This window comes from Delftia sp. NA_296.1 (assembly GCF_052692095.1).
Genome location: NZ_JBQZGF010000001.1, coordinates 531,506 through 546,632, shown reverse-complemented (window position 1 = coordinate 546,632; position 15,127 = coordinate 531,506). Strand labels below are relative to the sequence as shown.

The following is a 15,127-nucleotide window of genomic DNA, read 5'->3' as shown; positions in this document are numbered from 1 at the left end:
TTGAATCAGGCGTGTGAATCTGCCAGCACCGGGTACAGCGACAGCAGCAGCAGGGCCGCCATGCCCCAGTTGAAGCGGCGCAGTGCCTGCGGCGAGCGCAGCGCGCGCCCCACGGCGCTGCCGAACAGCGTCCAGACGCTGACGCTGGGATAGTTCACGATGCCCAGCACCAGGGCGGCCAGCACCAGGTTGATGAAGAAATCCTCGCGCGGCGTGTAGGTGGCAATCACGCCGATGGCCATGATCCAGGCCTTGGGATTGACCCACTGGAAGGCCGCCGCCTGCCAGAACCCGAAGGGCCGGGCACCCGCGTTGCCGCCGTCGATGCCGCCGCTGCCCGCGATCTTCCAGGCCAGCCAGACCAGGTAGGCCGCGCCCAGGTACTTGAGCGCGGTGTAGATCACCGGCAGCCGCTCGAACACCGCGCCCAGGCCCGCGCCCACCAGCAGCACCATGACCACCACGCCCAGGGTGATGCCCAGCATATGGGGCACCGTGCGGCGGTAGCCGAAGCTGGCACCCGAGGCCGTCAACATCACATTGTTGGGGCCGGGCGTGACGGAGCTGACGAAGGAGAACATGGCCAGCGGCAGCAGGAACGAGGTGTGAGCGGTATCGAAGGGCATGGTGGCAACAGGCATGACAGGGAATCCGGCGCCCTGCCTGCGCATGCCGCAGGCCGCGGCGCCGTCAGGCCATGCTAATGGCAGCGTTCGGTACAGTAGCAGTACACTTTGCCAGAGCAATTTGCCAACTGGCCTGCCATCATGACCCTGACACTTGATCCGGCCGCCACGCCGAATACACCGCAGGCACCGCGCGCATCCTCAGATACGGCTTTCCAGGCCGCTGCGCCCTGGCGCCCGCTGCGGTCTTCCGACCTCTCGCTGGTGGACCAGCTGGTGGACCACTACGGCGGGCTGATCCGCCACCACGGCCTGCGAGCGGGATCGCGCCTGCCTTCAGTGCGTGCGCTGGCGCAAGAGGCGGCCGTGAGCCGCGACACCGTGGTGCAGGCCTATGACCGGCTGGCCGCCCAGGGCCTGGTGCATTCGCGGCGCGGCTCGGGCGTCTTCGTCAGCGCCCGGCGCGCGGCCCAGGCGGCGCCCCGCGCCAGCGATGCCCTGCCTACGCTGGAGCAGGGCGCGGCCTTCGATACCGCCTTTTTGCTGCGCAGCATGTTCCGCGAGGGCATGGAGCATTCGGGTGGCGCGGGCATGCTGCCGCCGGAATGGCTGGACCAGGAGATGCTGGCTTCGGCCCTGCGCGCCGTGGGCCGCAGCACGGGGCCGAGCCTGCTGACCTACGGCGTGCCCCAGGGCTACCTGCCGCTGCGCCAGCAGATCGCCTCGGTGCTGCAGGCCCAGGACGTGCCCGCCCACCCCGAGGCCCACCTGATGACCGTGGCCGGCGTCACCCAGGGCCTGGACCTGATCGTGCGCAGCCTGGTGCGGCCCGGCGATACGGTGCTGGTGGAAGACCCGGGCTGGTTTCTCATCTTCGGCCGGCTCAACGCCCTGGGCGTGAACGTGGTCGGCGTGCCCCGCCTGCCCGGCGGCCCCGACGTGGAGGCGCTGGAGCGGCTGGCCCGCCAGCACCAGCCCCGGCTTTTCATCCTGAACACGGCCGTGCACAACCCCACGGGCCAGACCCTGTCGGCGGGCGTGGCCCACGAGGTGCTGCGCATTGCCGAGCGCCACGACTTCTACCTGGCCGAGGACGACACCTACTCCGACTTCCTGCCCGGCGTGCCCGTGCGCCTGGCCGCCATGGACCGGCTGCAGCGCGTGCTCCTGGTGGGCGGCTACTCCAAGACCCTGGCCGGCAGCCTGCGCGTGGGCTATGTGGCGGCGCACACCGACCTGATACGGCGGCTGACCGACCTCAAGCTGCTTGGCGGGCTGACCACGGCGCTGCCGGGCGAGCAGGTGGTGCACCGCGTGCTGGCCGATGGCCAGTACCGCAAGCATGTGGACCGCCTGCGCGAGCGCGTGGACCGCGCGCGCAACCGCTGCCTGCGCATGCTCGAGGCCCTGGACTGCCGCGCCCCGCACGAACCGCAGGCCGGCATGTTCGCCTGGGTGGATTGCGGTGTGGACTCGGAGGTGCTGGCCCGCCATGCCGCGCCGCAGGGCCTGCTGCTGGCGCCGGGCCTGCTGTTTTCGCCAAGGCAGGCCGCGGGCAGCATGCTGCGCATTCCTGTGCCCATGGTGGAGCAGCCCCAGACCTGGAAGATCCTTGGCCACCTGCTGGCGCAGCACCGGGGCGGTGGATGACCGGATGGTGCAGCAGCACTGCCTGACGGGAGGTTGACGCTGCCGGCGCCAGGGCATGTAAGACAGGGCATCGGGCCTCGGCGCGCCGGTAGTGCGCTGCTATCGTTCCGGGATGACTATTGAGCTTGTCTTGCCAGGGGAGGCCGGCCGCAGAGCCGGGGTGAATGACAGCCGGCCCCGACCGGGAGGCGGCGCGGCGCGCCGCCTGGCGCCGGTGCTGGCGCTGCTGCTGACAGCGGGCTGTGCCGACACGCCCGCGCCGCGCGGCAAGGTGGAGGGCGCCTCGTTCGAGCCCAGCGAAATCGTGCAGTCCGACAGCAACCGCATGGCCACGCTGGCCATGAAGGAGAACCTGGACAGCCTGATGCGCATCATGGACAAGCTCTACCTGCGCAACCCCTCCGAGTGGAAGAAAACCGCCGAAAGCCGCGAGGCCGCATCCGCCTACGTGCGCATCGCCATCAACGAGCGCCAGCCCTGGGCCGACCTGCACGGTGCCCAGGACGTGGCCGCGCTCTCGATGGCGCTGCAGCCCGACTTCAAGGGCGACCGCGTGGCCGCCTTCGTCCATGCGCTGGCCGACACCATCATCACCGCCCACGGCGGGCGCACCAGCTTCACCCTGGTCCATGGGCTGGACCCGCAGCTGATCTACAACGCCGCACGCAACGTGGAAGTGGCCAACTGGATACTCAACTCACGGCGCAATGCCGCAGGCGGGCCGCTGCTGCTGTCCAACCACCTGGGCGACGACGCGCGCAACCTGAGTTTCGAGCGCGAGATGGGCAAGATCATCGGCCGGCTGGACCTGATCGCCAACTACACCACCGAGCGCTACAGGCGCTCCTTCATCGGCTACGGGCAGGGACTGGTGGCGGGGCCCTTCATGCAGTTCCTGCCCGTGCGTTGAGGCGCGGCCTCAGAGCCTGTAGCTGAGCGTCACGGCCACCGAGCGCGGTGCCCCGTAGCGCGCCAGGCCCCCCGACCATGAATAGCCAAGATCCTGGTAGTAGCGGCGGTCCAGCAGGTTGTCCACGCTCAGCTGCACATGGGCATTGGCATTGACCTGGTAGCCCACGCCCAGGCCCAGCAGGGCGTAGCTGCGCTGCGTGGTCTCGAAGCCGGTTTCGCGGCGGAACATCTTGCTTTGCGCATGCAGTGATCCGTACAGGCTCCAGCGCCCGTACTCGCCGGGCAGGCGATAGCTGGTGTAGAGCTTGAGCAGGTGCTGGGGCTCGTCGGTGCTCACGCGCTGGCCGATGTTGGTGGCAATCCGGTCCTTGGTGTAGCGCGCCCGCACATAGGTGTAGCCGGCCGAAACCTGCCAGCCGGGCTGCAGCAGTCCGGACAGCTGCAACTCCAGGCCATCGCTTTGGATCTCGCCGGCCGCGCGAAAGCAACTGATGGCGCCGCTGGTGGGGCAATTGGCATCGTCACGCACGGCACGGTTGCGCTGCGTGATGCGGAACACCGAGGCGCTGGCATGGAGTCGCCCGTCAAAGTACTCGCCCTTGGCGCCCAGCTCGTAGTTGGTGCCTGTCATCGGGTCCAGGGTGTTGCCCCGCACGTCCATCGAGCTTTGGGGCTGGTAGCTCTGTGTCAGGCTGGCATAGACCGAATGCCTGTCATCCACGTCATAGACCAGGCCCGCATAGGGAACGAACCTGGCGCTCTCGTCCAGGCTGCGCTTCCAGTTGGGCGTGCCGGTGTACCAGCCCGTCGTGTCCTGCTCATACCAGCCCAGACGCCCGCCCAGAATCAGGTGCAGCGGATCGGCCAGGCTGAAGTTGCCGCTGGCGTAGATGGCTTTTTCGCGCGTCTTGCGGCCCCACAGGTCGCCATTGGCAGGCACTGAGCCGGTCCAGGGCGCGGAGTAGGGATTCCAGTTCGCAATGTCGACGATGCGCGAGGCCGACGACCCCCAGGTCTCGGCCGCATGCGAGCTGTCATTGCGGTAGCTGGCACCCACGGCGATCTCGTGCGTGCGCCCGAACCACTGCACTGGGCCCCGGGCGCGCAGGTCGGCCACGGTCTGGCGTGTGCCGTAGCGCCAGCCCGTCTCGGACTGCTCCAGCTGTGTGGTCGATCCCGCGACGCGGCTGTTGGTGGTGTTTCGGATGTCGGAATCGGCCTCGACATGGTTGATGCCCAGCTTGACCGTCCAGCCGTTGCGCAGGCGCTGCTCCAGATCAACGAACACGCCATCGTTGTCGCGGTTCTGGAAAGACTCCGCGTTGTTGAGGAAAGTGGAGCGCGGCAGGTCCATATGGCCGCCATCGGGCAGGGTGGGCAGGCCCGTGAACACGCCCTTGGTGCGCGTGCGCTGGCGGTAGGCGCCCAGGCCCAGCGTGGTGTCGAGCGTGAGGTCCGCTTCCACGATGCCGTACAGGCTGGCATTGCGGGTGTTGGTGACATCGACAAAGCTGTCGCTGTCGCGCCAGCCGCCCACCACGCGAGCGCGCACGCTGCCGCTGGCATTGAGCGCACGGCTTGCGTCCAGCGAGGCCTGGCGGTTGTTCCAGCTGCCCAGGCCCAGCGTGGCATTGAGCAGCGGCTGGGCCGTGGGACGCTTGCGCACCAGGTTGACCGAGCCCGAAGGCGCGCCCACGCCATCCATCAGGCCCGTGGCGCCGCGCACCACCTCCACGCGGTCATACATCAGCAGGTCGGCCGAGACATTGCGCGAATTGAAGCCCGTCACGTCCAGCGGCAGGCCGTCCACATTCACATGCTCCAGCGCAAAGCCGCGCGCGTAGAAGGTGGACTCCGAATCGGTCACGGCCGGGTTCTTGGTGTACAGCCCGGGCGTGACCTTGGCAATGTCCTGCAGGGTGCTCAGGTGGAAGTCATCCATTTGCTGGCGCGTCACCACGCTCACGGACTGCGGCGTCTGGCGCTGCGACAGGTTCAGCCCCGTGGCGCTGGCCATGCTGGGCGTGGTGTATGAGCCCGTACCTTCCGTGGCGCTGCTGCGCTCCGCATCGGCCGTCACATTGACGGTCTGCAGCGTGCTGGCGGAAGACGGTGGGGTGGGGCCTGCCGCAGCAGGCAAGGGCGCGGCAGCCTTCAGTGAAAAGCCTCCGCCAGGCTGCTGCACGGCTGCCACGCCGCTGCCCGCCAGCAGTTGCTGCAACCCGGCCGACACGCGGTGGCTGCCGGTCAGCCCGCCCGTGCGCAGGCCCGCCACCAGTGCCGGGTCATAGGACAGGCTGACGCCCGCTGCGCGCGAGAAGCGATCCAGTGCCGCATCGAGCGGACCTGCTGCAATGCTGAAATCGCGCGTGAGCGCTCCGGCCTGGCCTGTGGCCGTCTGCGCCCATGCTGCGCCTGAAGGCACGAGGGTCGACATCGCCATGCCGATGACGGCGGCTTGCACAAGGGTGACAAGCGGCCGGGGACGCCACTGCGGTTGGCTACCGGGCCTGGACGGGTGATGACGGGACATGCTGGGTTCTCCTGGATGCAATACGGGAAAGGATTGAAGGACTCATTCCCAGGCCGTACGAAAATCCGGATCCCCTCACTTTTTCTGAAAAAAAGTGGAAATCACTGGCCGGATGCCGGCCCCACATGAACCCACCAGCGCGTGCGCCGGCTGATGCTCACGGGCTGCGTCTGCGCGATGAGCTGCAGCACCTGCTCGGTCTGGCGCACATGGAAGGTGCCCGACAGGCGCAGGCCTGCCACGCGCTCGTCGCAACTGATGTGCCCATGGCGGTAGCGCCCCAGTTCCGCCAGAAGGTCACCCAGGCGGATGGCCCGGCCTGCCATCACGCCATCTGCCCAGTCGTCCGCACCAAAGTCCGGGGGAGGTGCCGGGGTACTGGCATCGGCCGACAGCCACCACGGCGAGCCGGGCATCGCGGTTTGCCGTGCGGCGCTGTCTGCGGCCTTTGCAGGCGTCAGCCGTACGGCGCCTTCCTGCACGCTGACAAGGGCCCGATGCTTGTGCAGCCTGACCACAAAGCGCGTGCCCAGCGCCTGCAGATCGCCAAACGGCGTGCGCACCCTGAAGGGCCGGTGGCCGGGTGCAGTCTCGTCGGCGCCCGTGGTCACCAGGATTTCCCCACGGCTGAGCACTACCAGGCGCTGCTGCAGGTCCAGCTCCGTGCGGATGGCCGTGTCCGTGTTGAGCACGATGGTGCTGCCATCGTCCAGCCTGACGGTGCGCTGCTCGCCCACCGAGGTGCTGGCGCTGGCCAGCAGGCGCTGCCAAGGTGTGTGGCTGTAGGCCATCCAGCCCGTTGCCGTGGCGATTCCGGACAAGGACAGCAGCTTGAGGGCGCGGCGGCGCGAGACGCTGCGGGACTGGCGCAGGCGCTGCGCTGCATCCAGCGTGTCCAGTGCCAGGCGTTGCGGCATGCGGCCAAAGTCGGTCCTCAGTGATTGCACCCGATCCCAGGCCAGGGCGTGGGCGGGCTGCGCATGCAGCCATTGCTCGAAGGCCTGCCGTGTGGCGGGGCTGGGCGTGTTGAAGTCCAGCCGTACGGACCACTGGATGGCTTCGTCGATCAGGCCGGGCGAAAGATCGCTGCTCATGCCCCGAAGCGCAGTGCGTAGCAGTGGCGCAGGGCCGTGGCGATGTAGCGCTCGGCCGTGGCCAGGGACACGCCCAGTCGTTCGGCGATCTGCGGGCAGGTGAGTCCTTCCAGCTGCGCCCACAGAAAGGCGCTGCGCACGCGGGGCTTCAAGGCATCCAGCATGCGGTCTATGGCGACCAGGGTTTCCAGGAAGATCAGCCGGCTTTCCGGCGAGGGGGCCTGCGCCTCGGGCATGAGGGCCAGGGTTTCCAGCCAGGCGCGCTCCAGCTCGCGGCGGCGCCAGTGGTCCACCAGCAGGCCATGGGCAATGGTGCTCAGGTAGGCGCGGGGCTGGCGCAGGCCGGTTGCGTCAGGGCCGGGTTGGCGGGTGAGCAGGCGCATGAACACGTCCTGCGCCATGTCGGCCGCGTCGAAGGAGTCGCCCAACCGGCGCCGCAACCAGCCCTGCAGCCAATTTTGGTGGCTGTGGTACAGGCTTTCCACGCTGGTTGCCGCCTTGGCGGACTGGGAAATCTGCGCGTCCATGGAGCGTCCATTCAACGAATGCAATCACGGGGCTCGTCATGCATTGCGAAGGGCCGGCGGCGGCTGCGTCCATGGCGTGAGCTAACGAGAAAGGCGTGATTATAGATTTGGTAATGAGAATGAATCGCAAATGAGGCGCAGGCACAGGCATTCGCACGCGGGCAGGCCGCGCGCGAATGGCTGCATGTTCCGCATCAGCCGTTCAGCTGCACAGAACGATGGTGACCAGAGCGGAGGTGTCTTCGATGGCGCGTACCGCATGCGCCATGTTGGCCGGCAGGTGCATCAGTTGGCCGGCCTGCAGGGACTGGCGGCTTTCGCCGAGCATCACCTCCAGCTCGCCTTCCAGGCAGTGCAGGCTGACGCTGCCCGGCACCTTGTGCGGCGGCAGCGACTGGCTGGCGCGCAGCACCACGCGGATGACCTCCATGTCCTGGGACTTGAACAGGGCGCAGGTCCGGGCGCCCGCCAGCCGCGCACCAAACGGCAGGACATCGATGGCTTGAGCGGTCAGTGCAAAGGGGGTGGCCATGGCGGACCTCCGGGCGTTGGCGGGCAATACTGCCATTGTCCTCCGAAGCACCGCAATCCATCAACCGCAGCTGTGTGACAGCAGGGGCTTGTGCAGGGTCTCAGCCCGGCACGCTGGCCTCCACCAGCAGGGTCAGCAACTGCAGCGACTCCTGCCAGCCCAGGTGACAGGCCTCGGCGGGAATGACGGCGGGCACGCCTTCCTGGGTCACATCCATTTCAGTGCCGCAGAACACCTCGCGCAGCGTGATGGTGGTGATCATCTCGCCGGGCAGCTGCGGGTCGTCGAAGCGGTCGGTATGGCGAACCAGCCGGCCAGGCTCCAGGTCCAGGAACTCCCCGCCGAAGCCGCTGCGCCCGCCCGTGGACAGATTGACGAAGGCCATGCGGTAGCGCCCGCCGACCCGGGCGTCGAACTCGGGCACCTCGCAGATGTAGCCGTGGGGCGGCAGCCATTTGGCCAGGGCAGCGGCCGTGGTGAAGGCCTGGTACACGCGCTGCGGCGGCGCCTTGAGGACGCGGTGCAGCCGGATGGTGTGGACGGTGTGTGACATGCGGAACTCCTTGGCGTGGTGTCGTGCAGGGCTGCCAGCCTCGCACTGATGCGGTCCTTGCGCAAGAGGCGGGACATGGAGCCTGACGCAGGATTCAATGATTCATAAATCGAATCCTTGCTTGGTTTTAAAGAATTGGACTTGAATCATTGACGCCCGCACCATGGCGGCGAGCGCTGGACACACAGCGCCGCCTTCCATAGGAAAACAGGATAGGAAACAGGAGACAAGCAAATGAAGCATTCCCCGTTGCGCAGGGCCCTGGCCCTTGGCGCTATCAGCACCATTGCGGCCGTGGCCGCGCCCTCCGTGTCGGCGCAGGGTGGTTACCCCTCCAATCCCATCACCCTGGTCGTGCCGTTCGCGGCCGGCAGCGGCACGGACGCCGTGGCGCGCCTGGTGGCCACCCGGCTGGGCGAGCGGCTCAAGCAGCCCGTGATCGTGGACAACAAGGCCGGCGCCAATGCCCAGATTGCCGCCAACCATGTGGCCAAGGCCAAGCCGGACGGCTACACGCTGTTCATGACCACCAACACCTCGCACTCGGCCAACCCCTGGCTGGTCAAGGGCCTGAAGTACGACCCCGTCAAGGATTTCACGCCCGTGGCGCGCGTGGGCGAGCTGCCGTTTGCGCTGCTGGTCCACCCCTCCGTTCCGGCCAAGACCGTGCAGGAACTCATCGACTACGCCAAGGCGAATCCCGACCGCCTGTCCTACGGCACGCCCAACAGCACCTCGCTGGTCGCCTCGGAAACCTTCAAGTACGTCACGCACACCCAGATCACCTCGGTGCCGTACAAGTCCAGCCCGCAGGCGCTGACCGACCTCATGGGCAACCAGATCCAGGTCTACGTGGCCGACCTGGGCTCGGCCTGGGGCACGATCAAGATCGACCGCGTGCGCACCCTGGCCGTCACGGCGGCCAAGGGCTCCACCCTGCTGCCCAATGTGCCGGCCATCGGCAAGACGCTGCCGGGCTTCGATATCACCTCCTGGAACGGCATCTTCGGCCCGGCCGGCATGCCGGCCGAGATCACCGAGCGGCTGAACACCGAGCTGCAGGCCATCCTCAAGGACAAGGCCGTGCAGGAGCAGCTGGCCCAGGTCGGCTTCGAGGTCTGGCCCACGGCCACGCCTGCCGAGTTCGCCACCTATGTGAAGGACCAGATGGCCCGCTGGGGGCAACTGGTCAAGCAGGCCGGCATCGAGGCGCAGTGAGGGAGACCGGCATGCAAGAAGCGCAGCAGGGACAGCAGGAGCAGCAGGGACAGCAAGGCCCTCTTGCCGGGGTGAAGGTGCTGGACATGACCTCGGTGGTCATGGGGCCCTTTGCCACCCAGATCCTTGCGGGCCTGGGGGCCGAGGTGATCAAGGTCGAATCGCCCGAGGGCGACAACATGCGCCACGTCGGCCCCATGCGCAACCCCGCCATGGGCCACATCTTCCTGCAGGCCAACCACGGCAAGCGCTCCGTGGTGCTGGACCTCAAGCAGGGCGCCGCGCGCGAGGCCCTGCTGCGCCTGGCCGAAGGCTGCGACGTGCTGGTCAGCAACGTGCGGCCCCAGGCCATGGCGCGCCTGGGCCTGGCCTACGAGGACGTGGCAGCGCGCAACCCGCGCATCATCCACGTGAGCTGCTGCGGCTTCGACCAGCGCGGCCCCTACGCGGCCCGGCCCGCCTATGACGACCTCATCCAGGGCGCCACCGGCGTGCCCTGGCTGGCGCAGCAATACGGCGGCGGCGAGCCGGCCTATGCCCCCATGACCCTGGGCGACCGCGTCACCGGCCTGCACGCGGTCTATGCCGTCACGGCCGCCCTCTATGCGCGCGAGAAGACCGGCAAGGGCCAGGCCGTGGTCGTGCCCATGTTCGAGGCCATGACCCAGTTCATCCTGGGCGACCATATGGCGGGCCTGTCGTTCGAGCCGCAACTGGGCGGCCCCGGCTATGCGCGCCTGCTCACGGCCCACCGCAGGCCCTATCGAACCAGCGACGGCCACCTGTGCGTTCTCATCTACAACGACAAGCACTGGCACAGCTTCTTCAACGCCATAGGCCAGCCCGAGCGCATGGCCGAGCCCATCTTCGCCACCCACAGCCAGCGCGCCCTGCACATCGATGCCGTCTATGCCGAAGTCTCGCGGCTGATGGCCGGGCGCACCACCGCCGAATGGCGCACGCTGCTGGACGCGGCCGATGTGCCCAACATGCCCATGGCTTCGCCCGAGGACCTGATCGCCGACCCCCAGCACCAGGCCACCGGCTTCGTGCACGGGATAGACCACCCCAGCGAGGGCCGGCTGCGCACCACTGCCAGCCCCACGCGCTGGAGCGCCACGCCGCCCGCGGAACGCGCCGCCCCCGCGCCACGCCTGGGCGAACACACCCTGCAGGTGCTGCGCGACGCGGGCCTGACCGAGGCCGAACTGGCCGCCCTGCAGGCCAGCCGCGCCTGCAGCCAGGCTGCCGCGCTGCAAGACGCCCCACCACAAACACAAGCACAAACACAAACAGAAGGAAACCGCCCATGCCCCGCTATCTGATCCGTGAACAGGACGTGCCCGGCTACAGCCCCGCCAACCACCACGGCACCGTCAACCGGCGCCTGGTCAGCGCCGCCAACGTGGGCGCGCGCCACATGGAGCTGGTGCTGGGCACGCTGGAGCAGGGCGGTGGTGCGCTGCCCCATGCCCACCCCGGCATGGAGCAGGCCTGCTACCTGCTGGCCGGCACGGCCGAGGTGGAAATCGACACCCCGGACGGCAAGGAACGCTTTGCCATGCAGCCCGGCGACACCTGCTTCTTCCCCGAGGACTGCATGCACATCTTCCGCGTGACCAGCGCCGAGCCCGTGCGCCTGCTGGTCTTCTACAGCCCGCCCTACGGCGAGAACCCCGAGCGCGTGCGCCGGCCGGCAGCCTGAGCCCCGTCACCCCACAGACACGACAAGCGAACAGCAACAAGCAACGGAGAACACACCATGGACTTTCTGTGGAACGAAGAACAGGAACAGATACGCGACGCCGCCGAGCGCGCCTGCGCCCCCTTTGACGCCGACTACTGGCTGCGCAAGGACCACGAAGGCGGCTTCCCGCACGACTTCCACAAGGCCCTGGCCGACGCGGGCTGGCTGGGCATTGCCATGCCTGAAGAATTCGGCGGCGCGGGCCTGGGCATCAGCGAGGCGGCGCTGATGATGCACACCATCTCGGCCACGGGCGCAGGCCTGTCGGGCGCGTCGGCCGTGCACATGAACATCTTCGGCCTGCACCCGGCCGTGGTCTTCGGCAGTGATGAGCAAAAGCGCCGCTGGCTGCCCCCGCTGATCGCGGGCACGGACAAGGCCTGCTTCGGCGTCACCGAGCCCAATGCGGGCCTCAACACCCTCAAGCTGCAGACACGCGCCGTGCGTGATGGCGACGTCTACGTGGTCCATGGCCAGAAAGTCTTCATCTCCACCGCCCAGGTTGCCAACAAGATCCTGCTGCTGGTGCGCACCAAGCCCGTGGAAGAGTGCAAGGGCACGGAAGGGCTGAGCCTGTTCTACACCGACCTGGACCGCGAACGCATCGAGGTGCGCGAGATCGACAAGCTGGGCCGCAAATGCGTGGACACCAACCAGCTGTTCATCGACGGCCTGCGCATCCCCGCCGAGGACCGCATCGGCGAAGAGGGCAAGGGCTTCTCGTACATCCTGCACGGCCTCAACCCCGAGCGCATCCTCATCGCCGCCGAGGCCGTGGGCCTGGGCCGCGCCGCTCTGGTGCGCGCCACCCAGTACGCCAAGGAGCGCGTGGTCTTCGACCGCCCCATCGGCCAGAACCAGGGCATACAGCACCCGCTGGCCCAGGCCTGGATGGGGCTTGAGGCGGCCCACCTCATGGTGCAAAAGGCCGCCTTCCTCTACGACAGGGGGCTGCCCTGCGGCGCCGAGGCCAACGCCGCCAAGTACCTGGCGGCAGAAGCCTGCGCCAAGGCCTGCGAAACCGCCATCTTCACGCACGGCGGCATGGGCTACGCCAAGGAATACCACGTGGAGCGCTACATGCGCGAATCCTGGATCCCGCGCCTGGCGCCCGTCAGCCCCCAATTGATCATGTGCTTCATCGCCGAAAAGGTATTGGGCTTGCCTAAATCGTATTGACCCCCTGAGTCGCTTCGCGCCTTCCCCCTTCTCGCTGCGCGGAGGGGGACGACACCCTCGGTGCGGGGCGGCCCTTCCTCGGTGTCTCAAAGTTGAGGTGCGCGGGTTTTGTGGCTGCGAACCATCTGAAGTCCCATGATTTATCAATCTGTATTTCAGAGGTAGCCATGGTGCAAGATGCCATCTCGCTTGCTCCCCATCCGCCGCCTCTCATGAAGACCCATCTGCTGCGCTATTTCGTCGCCCTGGCCGAGGAACGTCACTTCGGCCGCGCGGCCCAGCGGCTGTGCATCACCCAGCCGCCGCTGAGCATGGCGCTCAAGACCCTGGAGCAGGACCTGGGCGCCAGCCTCATGGACCGCGACGCCAAGAACGTGCGCCTCACCCCTGCGGGCGAGGCCTTCCTGGTCGAGGCACGCAAGGTGCTCGCCCAGCTGCAGCATGCGGCCGACGTGGTGCGCGGCGTGGCCGAAGGCATGCAGGGCCGGCTGGACGTGGGCATCACCGGCTCCATGGTCTACCGCCAGGTGCCCGACTTCTGCCGCGCCTTCCGCGCAGAACGCCCCCTGGTCGAAGTCTGCCTGCATGAAATGTCCACGCGCGAGCAACTGCAGGCCATTGCCAGCGGCCAGATCGACTGCGGCTTTCTCAACATAGGCACCCCGCCAGACGGCCTGCAGACCCTGTCGATTGGCGAGGAACCCTTTGTCTGCTGCCTGCCCGCCACGCATGCGCTGGCGCAGCAGCCCGCCATCGACCTGCGCGAACTGGCCCGCGACACCTTCGTCATGTTCGCCCGCGAAGTGGCTCCGGCCAACTACGACAACGTCATCGCCTGCCTGCAGCAGGCCGGCATCCACCCCTACACCCGCCACGCCGCGCGCCAGTGGCTCACCGTCATGGCCCTGGTCTCGGCAGAGCAAGGCGTGGCCCTGGTGCCCAGCTGCATGCAGCGCGTGGGCATGAACGGCGTGGTGTTCGTGCCGCTGCGCGGTCCGCAGCAGGCCATGACGCCCGCTGTCATGGCCTGGCGGGCGGACCAGCCTGCGGCGGTGCTGCAGGCTTTCATTGAGAGGGTGAGGGCGATGGCCTCCACCGCCGTCAAGGGTGGTAGGGGTTGAGGGCTGTCACCTCTACAGACCCTTCGCAGTAGTGCATGGCGAAAACCACCAGCTCCTTACCATTCGATTGGTTGATGGCCTCCACGTGCCAAAAAGGCACTTTTTCTCCCGGAGAAAACGTCACCTTGGTGATGTCGAATGCGTACTGAGGAAACTTCTCTTTCAGTTTTTTCAGTACATTCGTCCGAACCAGATTAAGGTCATGGTTTTCGCAAGCGGTTGCGTTTTTTGCGTCCCCGCATGCGGTGATCAGCAAGACTGCGCCAGCCAACAAACTGCGCAAAAAACTATATCTTGACATGGTTTTTTCATATCAGCGGCCTGTGAAGTAATCGGCCAAGGCCGTTGAGAGCCGGATGCTGGCTGGAGTTATGCGCGGATGTGCGGCATTGTGCGGGCACCATCATCAAAGACGGGTTGCCATGGTAATTTCTTCTGTTTTAGGCTGAAGAAGGCACCATGGCTTCCTGGTGTCATACACTTGGTTTATTATTGCTTCAATAGATTTCCATTATCCCATTCTCACTGGCCGAGTATTTGCTTTCCGAAACTGCTCGAGCAGAAACGGCCTTTCCCCCTGTGCCGGCCAAATGGGGGTACATGTAGCACAGAACTGCGACTTGCAAATTTGCTACTGGAATGCTACCAGCCATGGTGAAACCATTATTATAGCAATTTGGAATTCTTCGAACTCCAACGGCGAGTGAAAGATCGCCACCTCTCGCGACAGAAAATTCAACTCCTGCACTTGCAGATACTCTTGTATATGAACCAGCACGTGGGTAAGGGTCGTAGCTTAGAGATAGAACAGGTCTGTAGTCCCATTGGCCACCGGGCATGTAATAGTAGTTGGAATGTTGCTTAAATGACATTTCCTTTTGAGGGGAAGCTGGTTCACAATGAAGGGGTATATTCCTTTCATCGCTACCAATTACCATTTTTCCAGGAGATTCTGGATTTTTGTCTCCGTACATTTCACACAACCTCTTGTTGAATTCAATTGCTTCATCATTTTGATTGGTGGTTTCGTAGAGATACGATCCATTTGATAGCTTGACTAGATTTATGGTCACAGTACCATTCATTCCAGCCATGCTGCCAGAAATACTTCTGGCGACCATTGGCATGCCGTTCTTTTCAATTTCCTCATTCCCTATCAAAAAATCTTGAGCCATTGAAGATATTGAACCGAGAACAAGTATGGATCCGGTGAGAATTTTACTTAGCATAGTTCCCTCTGTGCTGAAATGTTAATAGCCTTTGCTGCTACATGGCAGTGAGTGGCGCTATTAGTCTAAGTTCTTTCGAATTTTCAGATCAAGTGCAGACTGCTGTCGTTTTCTGTTTGTTCTTAAAAATAAGATACTTCCTAGGAATTGACGTGAATTGACGATCAAAGGTCTAAACACACGCATTCGGATGGCCTGATGAGCAA

Annotated in this window: 15 protein-coding genes; 7 read left to right on the top strand and 8 right to left on the bottom strand. The window is 65.8% G+C overall.

The features are described 5' to 3' along the window. Positions 1 to 5: 5 nt before the first annotated feature. Complete coding sequence (locus ACUTR7_RS02645) at positions 6 to 641, bottom strand: LysE family translocator (protein ID WP_071955783.1); 636 nt, start codon at positions 639 to 641, stop codon at positions 6 to 8. A gap of 126 nt (positions 642 to 767) precedes the next feature. Here ACUTR7_RS02645 and ACUTR7_RS02640 point away from each other — a divergent pair, with 126 nt between their 5' ends. Together ACUTR7_RS02640 and ACUTR7_RS02635 are read left to right on the top strand one after the other, a co-directional pair. Then, on the top strand, positions 768 to 2,276 hold the full coding sequence (locus ACUTR7_RS02640; protein WP_063326209.1) for an aminotransferase-like domain-containing protein: 1,509 nt from the start codon (positions 768 to 770) through the stop codon (positions 2,274 to 2,276). Positions 2,277 to 2,388: 112 nt separating this feature from the next. Next, positions 2,389 to 3,186, top strand: coding sequence for a hypothetical protein (locus ACUTR7_RS02635; RefSeq protein ID WP_445608051.1), 798 nt, complete (start codon positions 2,389 to 2,391; stop codon positions 3,184 to 3,186). A 9-nt stretch (positions 3,187 to 3,195) separates the two neighbouring features. Here ACUTR7_RS02635 and ACUTR7_RS02630 read toward each other — a convergent pair whose 3' ends face one another. The 5 genes from ACUTR7_RS02630 to ACUTR7_RS02610 all read right to left on the bottom strand — a co-directional run bounded on the left by ACUTR7_RS02630 (position 3,196) and on the right by ACUTR7_RS02610 (position 8,427). After that, positions 3,196 to 5,631: a TonB-dependent siderophore receptor gene (locus ACUTR7_RS02630; protein ID WP_445608050.1), complete on the bottom strand. Its 2,436-nt coding sequence runs from the start codon at positions 5,629 to 5,631 to the stop codon at positions 3,196 to 3,198. Between the two features lie 191 nt (positions 5,632 to 5,822). After that, positions 5,823 to 6,815 (bottom strand): FecR domain-containing protein, encoded by a 993-nt coding sequence (locus ACUTR7_RS02625; RefSeq protein WP_445608049.1) that lies wholly within the window; start codon positions 6,813 to 6,815, stop codon positions 5,823 to 5,825. After that, positions 6,812 to 7,342, bottom strand: a complete 531-nt coding sequence (locus ACUTR7_RS02620) for a sigma-70 family RNA polymerase sigma factor (RefSeq protein WP_051940748.1) — start codon at positions 7,340 to 7,342, stop codon at positions 6,812 to 6,814. The genes ACUTR7_RS02625 and ACUTR7_RS02620 overlap by 4 nt, the downstream gene beginning before the upstream one ends. Before the next feature lie 202 nt (positions 7,343 to 7,544). Beyond that, positions 7,545 to 7,874, bottom strand: coding sequence for a cupin domain-containing protein (locus tag ACUTR7_RS02615; protein ID WP_013802496.1), 330 nt, complete (start codon positions 7,872 to 7,874; stop codon positions 7,545 to 7,547). A gap of 100 nt (positions 7,875 to 7,974) precedes the next feature. Then, positions 7,975 to 8,427 carry an SRPBCC family protein gene (locus tag ACUTR7_RS02610; protein ID WP_012205499.1) on the bottom strand — a complete coding sequence of 151 codons (453 nt, stop codon included), beginning with the start codon at positions 8,425 to 8,427 and terminating at the stop codon, positions 7,975 to 7,977. 234 nt (positions 8,428 to 8,661) lie between these two features. Between ACUTR7_RS02610 and ACUTR7_RS02605 the strand changes: the two genes are divergently transcribed. The 5 genes from ACUTR7_RS02605 to ACUTR7_RS02585 all read left to right on the top strand — a co-directional run bounded on the left by ACUTR7_RS02605 (position 8,662) and on the right by ACUTR7_RS02585 (position 13,692). After that, entirely contained in the window at positions 8,662 to 9,645 is a 984-nt protein-coding gene (locus ACUTR7_RS02605) for a Bug family tripartite tricarboxylate transporter substrate binding protein (protein ID WP_445608048.1), read from the top strand. 86 nt (positions 9,646 to 9,731) lie between these two features. After that, on the top strand, positions 9,732 to 10,970 hold the full coding sequence (locus tag ACUTR7_RS02600; protein WP_445608234.1) for a CaiB/BaiF CoA transferase family protein: 1,239 nt from the start codon (positions 9,732 to 9,734) through the stop codon (positions 10,968 to 10,970). Further along, on the top strand, positions 10,955 to 11,350 hold the full coding sequence (locus tag ACUTR7_RS02595) for a cupin domain-containing protein (RefSeq protein ID WP_012205502.1): 396 nt from the start codon (positions 10,955 to 10,957) through the stop codon (positions 11,348 to 11,350). The genes ACUTR7_RS02600 and ACUTR7_RS02595 overlap by 16 nt, the downstream gene beginning before the upstream one ends. A gap of 57 nt (positions 11,351 to 11,407) precedes the next feature. Further along, positions 11,408 to 12,571: an acyl-CoA dehydrogenase family protein gene (locus tag ACUTR7_RS02590; RefSeq protein ID WP_445608047.1), complete on the top strand. Its 1,164-nt coding sequence runs from the start codon at positions 11,408 to 11,410 to the stop codon at positions 12,569 to 12,571. 167 nt (positions 12,572 to 12,738) lie between these two features. Further along, positions 12,739 to 13,692 carry a LysR substrate-binding domain-containing protein gene (locus tag ACUTR7_RS02585; protein ID WP_445608046.1) on the top strand — a complete coding sequence of 318 codons (954 nt, stop codon included), beginning with the start codon at positions 12,739 to 12,741 and terminating at the stop codon, positions 13,690 to 13,692. Here ACUTR7_RS02585 and ACUTR7_RS02580 read toward each other — a convergent pair. Then, positions 13,673 to 13,993 (bottom strand): hypothetical protein, encoded by a 321-nt coding sequence (locus ACUTR7_RS02580; RefSeq protein WP_445608045.1) that lies wholly within the window; start codon positions 13,991 to 13,993, stop codon positions 13,673 to 13,675. The two genes, ACUTR7_RS02585 and ACUTR7_RS02580, sit on opposite strands and share 20 nt — an antisense overlap. A gap of 196 nt (positions 13,994 to 14,189) precedes the next feature. Next, positions 14,190 to 14,921 (bottom strand): hypothetical protein, encoded by a 732-nt coding sequence (locus ACUTR7_RS02575; RefSeq protein ID WP_445608044.1) that lies wholly within the window; start codon positions 14,919 to 14,921, stop codon positions 14,190 to 14,192. Between the last annotated feature and the right edge of the window lie 206 nt (positions 14,922 to 15,127).

Coding starts and splice junctions, on each gene's coding strand:
- ACUTR7_RS02645 (WP_071955783.1), bottom strand. CDS start 641: ATGCCTGTTGCCACCATGCCCTTCGATACCGCTCACACCTCGTTCCTG.
- ACUTR7_RS02640 (WP_063326209.1), top strand. CDS start 768: ATGACCCTGACACTTGATCCGGCCGCCACGCCGAATACACCGCAGGCA.
- ACUTR7_RS02635 (WP_445608051.1), top strand. CDS start 2,389: ATGACTATTGAGCTTGTCTTGCCAGGGGAGGCCGGCCGCAGAGCCGGG.
- ACUTR7_RS02630 (WP_445608050.1), bottom strand. CDS start 5,631: ATGGCGATGTCGACCCTCGTGCCTTCAGGCGCAGCATGGGCGCAGACG.
- ACUTR7_RS02625 (WP_445608049.1), bottom strand. CDS start 6,815: ATGAGCAGCGATCTTTCGCCCGGCCTGATCGACGAAGCCATCCAGTGG.
- ACUTR7_RS02620 (WP_051940748.1), bottom strand. CDS start 7,342: ATGGACGCGCAGATTTCCCAGTCCGCCAAGGCGGCAACCAGCGTGGAA.
- ACUTR7_RS02615 (WP_013802496.1), bottom strand. CDS start 7,874: ATGGCCACCCCCTTTGCACTGACCGCTCAAGCCATCGATGTCCTGCCG.
- ACUTR7_RS02610 (WP_012205499.1), bottom strand. CDS start 8,427: ATGTCACACACCGTCCACACCATCCGGCTGCACCGCGTCCTCAAGGCG.
- ACUTR7_RS02605 (WP_445608048.1), top strand. CDS start 8,662: ATGAAGCATTCCCCGTTGCGCAGGGCCCTGGCCCTTGGCGCTATCAGC.
- ACUTR7_RS02600 (WP_445608234.1), top strand. CDS start 9,732: ATGACCTCGGTGGTCATGGGGCCCTTTGCCACCCAGATCCTTGCGGGC.
- ACUTR7_RS02595 (WP_012205502.1), top strand. CDS start 10,955: ATGCCCCGCTATCTGATCCGTGAACAGGACGTGCCCGGCTACAGCCCC.
- ACUTR7_RS02590 (WP_445608047.1), top strand. CDS start 11,408: ATGGACTTTCTGTGGAACGAAGAACAGGAACAGATACGCGACGCCGCC.
- ACUTR7_RS02585 (WP_445608046.1), top strand. CDS start 12,739: ATGGTGCAAGATGCCATCTCGCTTGCTCCCCATCCGCCGCCTCTCATG.
- ACUTR7_RS02580 (WP_445608045.1), bottom strand. CDS start 13,993: ATGTCAAGATATAGTTTTTTGCGCAGTTTGTTGGCTGGCGCAGTCTTG.
- ACUTR7_RS02575 (WP_445608044.1), bottom strand. CDS start 14,921: ATGCTAAGTAAAATTCTCACCGGATCCATACTTGTTCTCGGTTCAATA.